This window comes from Lagierella sp. ICN-221743, from assembly GCF_037890055.1.
Classification (GTDB): Bacteria; Bacillota; Clostridia; order Tissierellales; family Peptoniphilaceae; genus Mediannikoviicoccus.
In genome coordinates this window covers 34,537-43,650 of record NZ_JBBKBD010000017.1, presented here as the reverse complement: position 1 = coordinate 43,650, position 9,114 = coordinate 34,537, and the positions used below count along the sequence as shown (strand labels likewise).

At 30.8% G+C, this 9,114-nt stretch carries 8 protein-coding genes; all 8 read left to right on the top strand.

Features of this window, described 5'->3' with window-relative positions; genetic code table 11:
- Positions 1 to 322 (top strand): hypothetical protein (locus WKS98_RS07880; RefSeq protein WP_498918322.1); only part of this gene is annotated, 322 nt, incomplete at its 5' end.
- On the top strand, positions 322 to 2,193 hold the full coding sequence (locus WKS98_RS07875) for a hypothetical protein (protein ID WP_498918320.1): 1,872 nt from the start codon (positions 322 to 324) through the stop codon (positions 2,191 to 2,193). The genes WKS98_RS07880 and WKS98_RS07875, both read left to right, overlap by 1 nt.
- Positions 2,180 to 3,559 (top strand): hypothetical protein, encoded by a 1,380-nt coding sequence (locus tag WKS98_RS07870; RefSeq protein WP_498918318.1) that lies wholly within the window; start codon positions 2,180 to 2,182, stop codon positions 3,557 to 3,559. Before WKS98_RS07875 ends, WKS98_RS07870 begins: the two co-directional genes overlap by 14 nt.
- Before the next feature lies 1 nt (position 3,560).
- Positions 3,561 to 3,962 carry a phage holin family protein gene (locus WKS98_RS07865; protein ID WP_498918316.1) on the top strand — a complete coding sequence of 134 codons (402 nt, stop codon included), beginning with the start codon at positions 3,561 to 3,563 and terminating at the stop codon, positions 3,960 to 3,962.
- Positions 3,963 to 4,772 carry an N-acetylmuramoyl-L-alanine amidase gene (locus tag WKS98_RS07860; RefSeq protein WP_498918314.1) on the top strand — a complete coding sequence of 270 codons (810 nt, stop codon included), beginning with the start codon at positions 3,963 to 3,965 and terminating at the stop codon, positions 4,770 to 4,772.
- 176 nt (positions 4,773 to 4,948) lie between these two features.
- A complete protein-coding gene (locus tag WKS98_RS07855; RefSeq protein ID WP_035109033.1) occupies positions 4,949 to 5,539 on the top strand; it encodes a TetR/AcrR family transcriptional regulator in 591 nt (196 codons plus the stop codon).
- A gap of 4 nt (positions 5,540 to 5,543) precedes the next feature.
- Positions 5,544 to 7,262, top strand: a complete 1,719-nt coding sequence (locus WKS98_RS07850) for an ABC transporter ATP-binding protein (protein ID WP_498918311.1) — start codon at positions 5,544 to 5,546, stop codon at positions 7,260 to 7,262.
- Entirely contained in the window at positions 7,255 to 8,991 is a 1,737-nt protein-coding gene (locus WKS98_RS07845) for an ABC transporter ATP-binding protein (RefSeq protein WP_498918309.1), read from the top strand. The genes WKS98_RS07850 and WKS98_RS07845 overlap by 8 nt, the downstream gene beginning before the upstream one ends.
- Positions 8,992 to 9,114: the final 123 nt, after the last annotated feature.

Sequence of the window (9,114 nt, the reverse complement as noted above, 5' to 3'; positions counted from 1 at the left end):
GCCACTACCAAATACTTATGATTTGGAGTTTAGAGATATAGAGGCAGATACTGGAGGAGAGACAGAGGCAGGGACTATTCAGAGAGATATTGTTAGAAACAAAGTAGCGAGTATATCTGTAAGTTTTTCTTGTAGCCCTAAACTTGTAAAGACATTGAGTAGTCTTGCTAACAAGTCTAATCTTAAAGTTAAATTCTTAGATACAGAAACGTTGGAACTAAAAGAGGCACAAATGTATATAGACAAGTTTCAAGTTAAACTAATAAAAGATACTTCTTATAAAGGACTGTGGGAAGTATCTTTTTCATTGGAGGAATATTGATGTATCTAACAAGCAATGAATATAAAACAGCAATCAAAAAGAATTCTCGTAAATTTTACTGGACGGGGAATATCATATTAAAAGATGAAACAATCATTCCCTTTACCAATAAAGATATTCTTAAAGGGTCTGGATACATTCATCGTTCATGCTCTGGATCTTCTGAACTTGAAATAGGTACAGTTTATGCTGGAGAGTTTGGAATCAGTCTTTTTTCAGATATAGATAGGTATTCTTTAGAGGATTCAAAGCTAGAACTTTTTTACCACCAAGAATTAGAAAATAAAAAGATTGAAACCATACCGATGGGAATCTTTGATGTTACTGAGGCAAATAGGTCTAAGAAAATTTTAGAACTAAAAGGCTATGACTATATGCTTAGGTTTGATAAGAACTTCCCAGTTACGGATACCTTTGGTACGGCTTTTGAATTACTTAAATTATCATGTGAGAAGTGTAAGGTAGAATTAGGAATGACGGAAGAAGAGGTAAAAGCTTTTGAAAATGGTGAGGAAGTCCTAGCTATTTATCAAGACCACGATATAGAAACATACAGGGACTTTATACACTATATATCATCGACCCTTGGGGCTTTTGCACAAGTTTCTCGTGATGGTAAATTGGTTTTAAAAAAGTATGCAGAAAACATATCAACCGAAGTCAAAACGAGAGAAAGATTTTCTTCATCAATATCAGATTTTAAGACAAGATATACAGCTATTAACTCAACAAATGCAAAGACTAAAATAGCTGAATACTACTCTTTAGAAAATGACGATGGACTAACTATGAATCTTGGAATAAACCCACTGATGCAGTTAGGACTTCCAGAAAAAAGAAAAAGAATGTGTGAAAGCCTATTAACAGAAATTTGTAAGATTCATCATACACCTTTTGATATGGTAACCATAGGAGATCCAAGCATGGATGTAGGAGATAGAATAGCTATTTCATATGCAGAAGAGAAGATTGAAGGGCTTATCACTGACATAGAATACAAGATAAATAGCAAGCATAGAATTCTTGGTGTAGGAAAAAATCCCTATTTATCTAAAGCTAAGAGTAAGAATGATAAGAATATAGTAGGACTGTTAAATCAAATTGAATCTGAAAAATTAGTAGTTCATGCCTATTCAAACTATTCTGCCTTTAATCTTTCCATAACAGATACACCAATAATTCGTATAGAATTTGCCTCCAATAAAGAAACGGAGGCAATTTTTAATGCATCTATCTTGTTAAATATAATTTGTGATACTGAAGAAAAAACTAGAAAGATATCAAGGAAGGTTAAGAAACAAGTAGAGATTTTAAATGAAGAAGGAAAATCGTCTGTTCCTCCAAAGTTTGAAGAAAAAGAAGAAGTAGAGGAATTAGACTTTATTGAAAACACAGAAATACCAACAAGGATAGTTATTACTTATGTTTTCAATGATACGAAAATAGAACATCACATTCCAAAAGAAACCTACTTAAGTGGTGACCACATTCTAAATCTTTTCTATCCACTAACTAAACTACAGGAAAAGACTATGAACAATTTCTCGGTACTGATTAGGCTTGAATCAGGTAAGGCTATGATTGGAAAAGATAACGCTCTAGCAGCTATATCTGGTCAGTCGCTTGGTTCTACAGCATCATGGGATGGAAAGATTATGATTGATGAATCTTGGAAGTTAATAGAACTTAGTCATTCATTCCTGATTAGAAAGTTGAAGTCTGAATACAAAGTAGAAAGACAAGTCCCAAGACCACTAGTAATTAATGAAAAGGTAGGAAGATTTAAATATCAAGGATTGATACTTGGAAAATACAAGGAAGGAATCACTACAGAATTTAAAGATAAGGAGGAAGAAAATGCTCAAGGGTAAATCAGTCATTGAACTAACTGATGTGATTACTAATAAGAAAGAAATATATGAAGATGAAAACTTAATTACGAATGCTGTGCCAGATTTATTAAGATTAAATCCTATGGGGCTTATGTATCCAATAGATGATGGTAAGAAAGTAGAATTTTGGAAGGAGATATTTCCTATAGCTAATAAATGCTATGGTGGAGTTCTTCTTTTTGAAGATAAACTGGAAGAAAATCCAGAAAAGATATTTGCCCCATCTGATAATCAGATAATTGGGTATGCGTCAAATGACGTAAATCAGACAGATGCTCCAAGAAGAGGCTCAGCTAATTTAACAGAAACAACTCCACTTGAAAATGGATATAAATTTGTATGGGACTTTTCAACCTCTCAAGCTAATGTAAGAATATCATCAATAGCACTTACACACTACAGAGGTGGTAAATACTTTTATGGAGATACTCATGGAAAAGACCATTTTTTATTATTAAATAGTACATCTTTATATAAAAAGCGTGAGGTTTCAGATTGTTATAATGGATGTGTTGAGATAGATTTTAAGTCGAACACAATAGTATCAATATGGCCACTAAATAATAAATCGATTGAATTGGTAAAGCTAAAAGAGCCATTAACAAGCATAGGATTAAATGATCCTATTTATACTAAAGGCTACAAAGCTGAGGAAAGAATTACTATTGATGTATCAGAGTTTTTCAGCAAGATAGGCACTTGGAATGAATGTTGCTTTTATGATGGAGAGGATGGGTATTGGTATGGATTTGGGACTAATAGAGATAAGCTAATAAGATTAAAGATTAATAAAAGTGATTATACCACGAAGACAGATGAATGGTCATTAAATGGAATAAGACTTGATGACTTAGGAAATTACTATGAAAAAGATAGAAGTTATTGCCATAGATATAAATATAGCTGTATAAAAAATGGATACCTATATTCAATTAATATATTTAATAGAGATAAAATCTATAAAATTAATATTAATAATCCTGTGGATATATCTATTATTGAATTAGGTAAAAAAGTCAATACAAGTAGGTATAGTGGTGAATACAACTATTTATACAAATGGGGAGATTATATACTAGGTTATGAGTTTGTTATTGATAAAAATGACCAAGTGATAGTAAATAATGTCAAAGATTTTAATGGTAGTGGAATAGATAACTTAATGATGGAGGCACAGACAATTGGTCCATTTGCAATAGGGTTTGGAGGTTATGAGGAAAGATTTTATAAACTTTTATTTCTTCACACTCCCTATCTTGGAACAATTAATAACTTATCTAGTCCAATATTAAAAACAGCAGATAAAACAATGAAAATAACATATACCTTAACAGAGGAGGAATAATATGAATAAATTACTAGAAACAATCAAGGTGATATTTGTAGCAATTGGTGGATATATAGGATTTTACTTAGGCGAAATAGATGCTTTTATATACACATTACTTGCTTTTGTAATAGCTGATTATATAACTGGAGTTTTAAGAGCGGGAGTAGAAAGAAAACTATCTTCAGCTATAGGATTTAAAGGAATAGCTAAAAAGATTATGATTTTTATAGTTGTAGGCATAGCAAACCTATGTGATGTAAATTTAATTAAAGGTGATGGAACCATGATAAGAACGGCCATCATCTTTTTTTATATAGCAAATGAAGGGCTTTCTATCTTAGAAAATTCTATAGCTTTAGGTTTGCCAGTACCAGAAAAATTAAAAGATATATTAAAACAATTCAAGGAGGAAAAATAAATGAGTAATAGCCCATTAGTACAAGCAACAATTCTCTCACCTAACCATAGTGGAAGAAGAAATCAAAAGATTACTAAAATAGCAATACACCACGCAGCTGGAGTTATAAATGGTAGGAATCTTGCTGGAGTATTTGTGCCAAGAGCAAGACGAGCATCAGCTAACTACAATTTAGGATCCGATGGAGTAATTGTTTTAGGGGTTGATGAATCTAACAGAGCATGGACAACCTCATCTTCCTGGTGTGACAATAGAGCAGTAACAATTGAAGTAGGAAACTCTACTAGAGGACCTCAGTGGTTGGTTTCTGATTACGTTTTAAATAGACTAATTGATTTAGTAGCAGACATCTGTAGGAGAAATGGAATCTATCCTTGTACCTATACTGGAGGCAAGGATGGCGTTCTTCAAAAACACGAGTGGTATTCAAACACTAATTGTCCAGGTCCATATCTTGGCAGTAAATTTCCATATATAGCAAACGAAGTAAATAAAAGACTAAGAGGAAATAAGACTGTTAGCAAACCAACAGGTGGACTATATAGAGTTAGAAAATCTTGGTCTGATGTAAAAAGCCAGAAAGGTGCATTTAAGAATTTAGAGAATGCCAAAAGATGTGCCGATAGGTTTAGATTAAAAGTATTCGATGCAAATGGCAAGATAGTATATCCAGTTGGAAAGACAATCGATGAGTTAGCAAAAGAAGTTATAAGTGGAAAATGGGGGAATGGAGAAGATAGAAAAAGAAGATTAACTAATGCTGGATATGATTATAAAGAAGTTCAGAGAAGAGTAAATGAATTAATTTAATAGATTAAGATATAAGCCTGATAGATTCTTAGTTGATGAATTTATCAGGCTTTTTTACATAAATTTTATGTATTGTTTTCTTTTTTGCGTTTTGACATTGAAAATCTTTATCATATAATGTATAATCAAATTAACCGACATAAGTGTCGGTAGGAGGTGGTTTTATTAATCAAAGAATGTCTCAAGAAGATAGAAAAAAAGAAATACGACAAGCGGCTATGAAAGTCTTTTTGGACAAAGGGTTTAGAAATACAGTTATGAATGACATTATGGAAGCTACTGGGCTTTCTAGAGGTGGTTTGTATCATCATTATGGCTCTACCTATGAAATCTTATATGACATTATGGTAGAAGGTAATTTAAATAGAAGGGATATTATTCAAAAATCAATTTATGATGAAGGTTTAATACTAAGTCCGAAGTTGTTTTCGAGAATGATTATAGACAAGATACTTGCAGATAATGATTATGTAAAGCTTTATGTTATGTTTTTATGTGAGTTAAAAGAAAATGATGATTTGAAAGAACTATATGTGAAAATAAAAAAAGAGTCCATACAAGCATTTAAAGAATTGTTTTCTACTTTGTTTAACGAGTTACCTTCTGATGATACATTTGAATTTATGATTAATATTATGAATTCTGGATTGATGGCTTGCGAAATTTTGAACACACGTGAGAATTTTGTAAAAAATAAGAAATATCTAACTGAAATGATAGAGACTTATTTTACAAATGTTATGAAAAAAGATGATGAAAGGAGTTAAATTTATGGATCTATTAAAAAAATACATTAAGAGAAATAAAGCACCATATTTTATTTCTGTCTTGTTTGCAATACTTGGAGTAATTTCAAATCTTTTTGTATATATTATTCTAAGTAAGATGATTATATCATTGATTGATGGTAGCCAAGATTTTCATTACTATATAAATAAAATTTTCTTGATACTTTCATGTCTTATAATCAAAGAAGTGTTTATGTTTTTGTCAACAATGATTTCTCATAAAACAGCCTATAAAATAATACGAGATATAAGAAAAAGCCTTATGGAAAAATTATTTAATATGCCATTAGGAGATATATTGAATGAATCTACTGGTAAGCTAAAAGACATAATTGTAAATCAAGTTGATAATACTGAAACAACATTGGCTCATATGATACCTGAGATGACAGCTAATTTAGTAGGACCTATAATATTATTTGTTTACATGTTAATTTTAGATTATAGACTAAGTTTGATATCTTTAATTCCATTAGTTATTGGTGGATTTTTTATGGCAGGACCGATGAAAAGAATGAAGGTAAAGTTTCCACAAGCAGTTAAAATTGGTCAAGATATGAATAATTCCGTGGTTGAATATATAAATGGAATAGAGGTTATTAAAACATTTAATCAAGGCGAAAAATCTTATAGAAAATACAGGGACAATGTGTATAAAAAGGCAAATTACTATTATGATTGGATGGGAGAAAATACAAGAGACTATGCGATAAGTATGTCTATTGCTCCAGTTGGTATTTTGACAATTATACCATTTGGTTTATATTTCTGTATGAATGGTTCACTAGATGGTGGTGTATTTTTAACATTGATAATTCTTTCTTTCGGGACTATCCAAAATATTATGAGAGTAATGACTTTTGAAGATGATATTGGAAGAATGTCAACTATTTTCGAGGAGATTAAAAATATACTTTCTGCGAGAGAATTATCTCATAAAAATGAAAATTTGGATATAAAAAATTATAATATAGAGATAAAAAACGTAGATTTTTCTTATGAAAAAGATAAGCAAGTCCTAAACAATATAAATATAAATATAGAAGAAGGAAGTGTGAATGCTTTAGTAGGCGAATCGGGTTCGGGAAAGTCGACTATTGCAAAACTAATTTCAGGATTTTGGGACGTAGATAGTGGTTCTATAAGTATAGGAAATGTAAATATCAAAGATATGTCCCTTGAAAAGTTATCTACTGTTGTTTCCTATGTAGCACAAGATAATTTTCTTTTTGATATGTCAATTAAAGATAACATCAGAATAGGAAATAAAAATGCCAGTGATGAGGAAATAATTGAAGTATGTAAGAAAGCAGCCTGCCATGATTTTATAATGAACTTGTCAGATGGATATGATACAAGGGTAGGAGAAGCTGGTAAACATTTGTCTGGAGGAGAAAGGCAAAGAATATCAATTGCAAGAGCTATGATAAAGAATGCTCCAATAGTTATTTTAGACGAGGCTACCTCTTATATCGATCCTGAAAATGAAGCCTTGATTCAAGATGCAATATCAGAGCTTGTTAAAGGGAAAACTCTAATTATAATTGCCCATCGTTTAAAGACAATAACAGATGTAGATAATATATTTGTAATTAAAAATGGAGAACTTGCATGTAAAGGAAGTCATGAAGATCTTTTGAAGGAATCAAAAGATTATCACAATCTTTGGGAAACTGCCTTGAAAGGAGAAGAAAATGCTTAGTGTTTTTAAAAAAATATGGAATTTTTCTATTGAAGAACAAGTGTATCTAAAAAAATCAATCTTTGCTAATTTTTTCGGTTCTATTTTTAATGCTCTACAATTTGCAGCCATTTATTATGCGATTTTTGGGATAGTAAACAAGGATATAAGCTTTAAAACAATAGGAATATCAAGTTTATTTTTATTAATTAGTATAGCCGGAGTAATTATTTCAAAAAATTCCTCTATGCTCAAACAAACACATGCCGGATATTTTATGGCTGGACACAAGAGAATTGAATTAGGTGAAAAAATAAAAAAAGTTCCCATGGGATTCTTCTCAAGTTTAAGTTTAGGAAATTTAACAACTATTGCAACTACTAACTTAGATAATGTAGAGACTTGGGTTCCAACTTTGTGTATTATGGTTTTCGGTGGCATGCTTAATGCTATTGTTTTTATCTTATCCTTATTTTTGTTTTCTTATAAGGTAGGTCTTGTAGCAATAGTTGGTTCTATTGTATTTTTAATGATCATTGCTCGTATGCAAAAAAGGTCAAGTAAAAATGCAGATAAGATTCATGAGATTCAGGTATCACTTACCAAAGAAGTCTTATCAACATTGCAAGGAATGCAAATTATAAAATCATATAATCTACGAGGAAGTAATAATAAAAAACTTGACAAGAGCTTTGATAGTGCTAGTGAATATTCTTTTGATTTAGAAAAAACTATAATGCCATATAGTTTATTAGCTAAAATCATAATAGCTATAACAATTTGTTTGATGTTGTTTATTTCAATAAAATTATATTTTGTTGAAAATGGTCAAATAGTCAATACTATTATGATACTTATAGCAAGTTTTGTAATATTTGACGGACTTATTACATCTGGATCTGCTATTGCAATGCTAAGAATGGTTGAGAATGCAATAGATTCTTATTCTTATGTAAATGATATGGAAGATATGAAAGAAGGAAGTATTACAGAGCCAATAAAAAATCACAACATAGTCTTTAAAAATGTATCATTTTCCTATGATGATAGACCAATTTTAAAAAATGTATCAGCAGAGATAAAAGAAAATACCATGACTGCCATAGTTGGTCCATCTGGATCTGGTAAGACCACATTTTGTAATCTTATTGCAAGATTTTGGGATGTAAATTCTGGCGAAATTTTAATAGGTGGAAAGAATATTAAGGACTATAAGATAGAAAACTTAATGAATTCTATTTCCATGGTATTTCAAGATGTATATCTCTTCGAAGACACTATTGAAAACAATATAAAATTTGGAAAACAAAATGCAAGCCATGAAGAGGTTGTAGAAGCTGCAAAGAAGGCAAGGTGCCATGAATTTATAGAAGCTTTACCGGATGGATATAACACTATCATCGGAGAAGGTGGAGCAAGCCTATCAGGCGGAGAAAAACAAAGAATCTCCATAGCAAGAGCCATGCTAAAAGATGCAGATATAATTATCTTTGATGAAGCAACTGCAAATATAGACCCGGAAAATGAAGATAAGCTTAAAGAAGCAATAGAATCATTAACAAAAAATAAGACAGTAATTATGATTGCCCATAGACTAAAGACAATTAGAAATGCTGACCAGATTTTAGTCTTAAAAGATGGAGAAATAGTAGAACGTGGAAATCATGAAAAATTGATTGAAAATAATGGACTTTATTCTGATCTTATCAATGCAAAAGCTAAGGCAGAATCATGGAAATTAAATAATTGATTAAACGATAGATAATGAGACTGGTATTAGGCTAGTCTCTTTTTTTTTGACCTATTAACACTTTTTAATAGAGATGTTGATTTACATAAAAAACTAATTTAAAAAGCCAATCAATTAAATTGC

Coding starts and splice junctions, on each gene's coding strand:
- WKS98_RS07875 (WP_498918320.1), top strand. CDS start 322: ATGTATCTAACAAGCAATGAATATAAAACAGCAATCAAAAAGAATTCT.
- WKS98_RS07870 (WP_498918318.1), top strand. CDS start 2,180: ATGCTCAAGGGTAAATCAGTCATTGAACTAACTGATGTGATTACTAAT.
- WKS98_RS07865 (WP_498918316.1), top strand. CDS start 3,561: ATGAATAAATTACTAGAAACAATCAAGGTGATATTTGTAGCAATTGGT.
- WKS98_RS07860 (WP_498918314.1), top strand. CDS start 3,963: ATGAGTAATAGCCCATTAGTACAAGCAACAATTCTCTCACCTAACCAT.
- WKS98_RS07855 (WP_035109033.1), top strand. CDS start 4,949: ATGTCTCAAGAAGATAGAAAAAAAGAAATACGACAAGCGGCTATGAAA.
- WKS98_RS07850 (WP_498918311.1), top strand. CDS start 5,544: ATGGATCTATTAAAAAAATACATTAAGAGAAATAAAGCACCATATTTT.
- WKS98_RS07845 (WP_498918309.1), top strand. CDS start 7,255: ATGCTTAGTGTTTTTAAAAAAATATGGAATTTTTCTATTGAAGAACAA.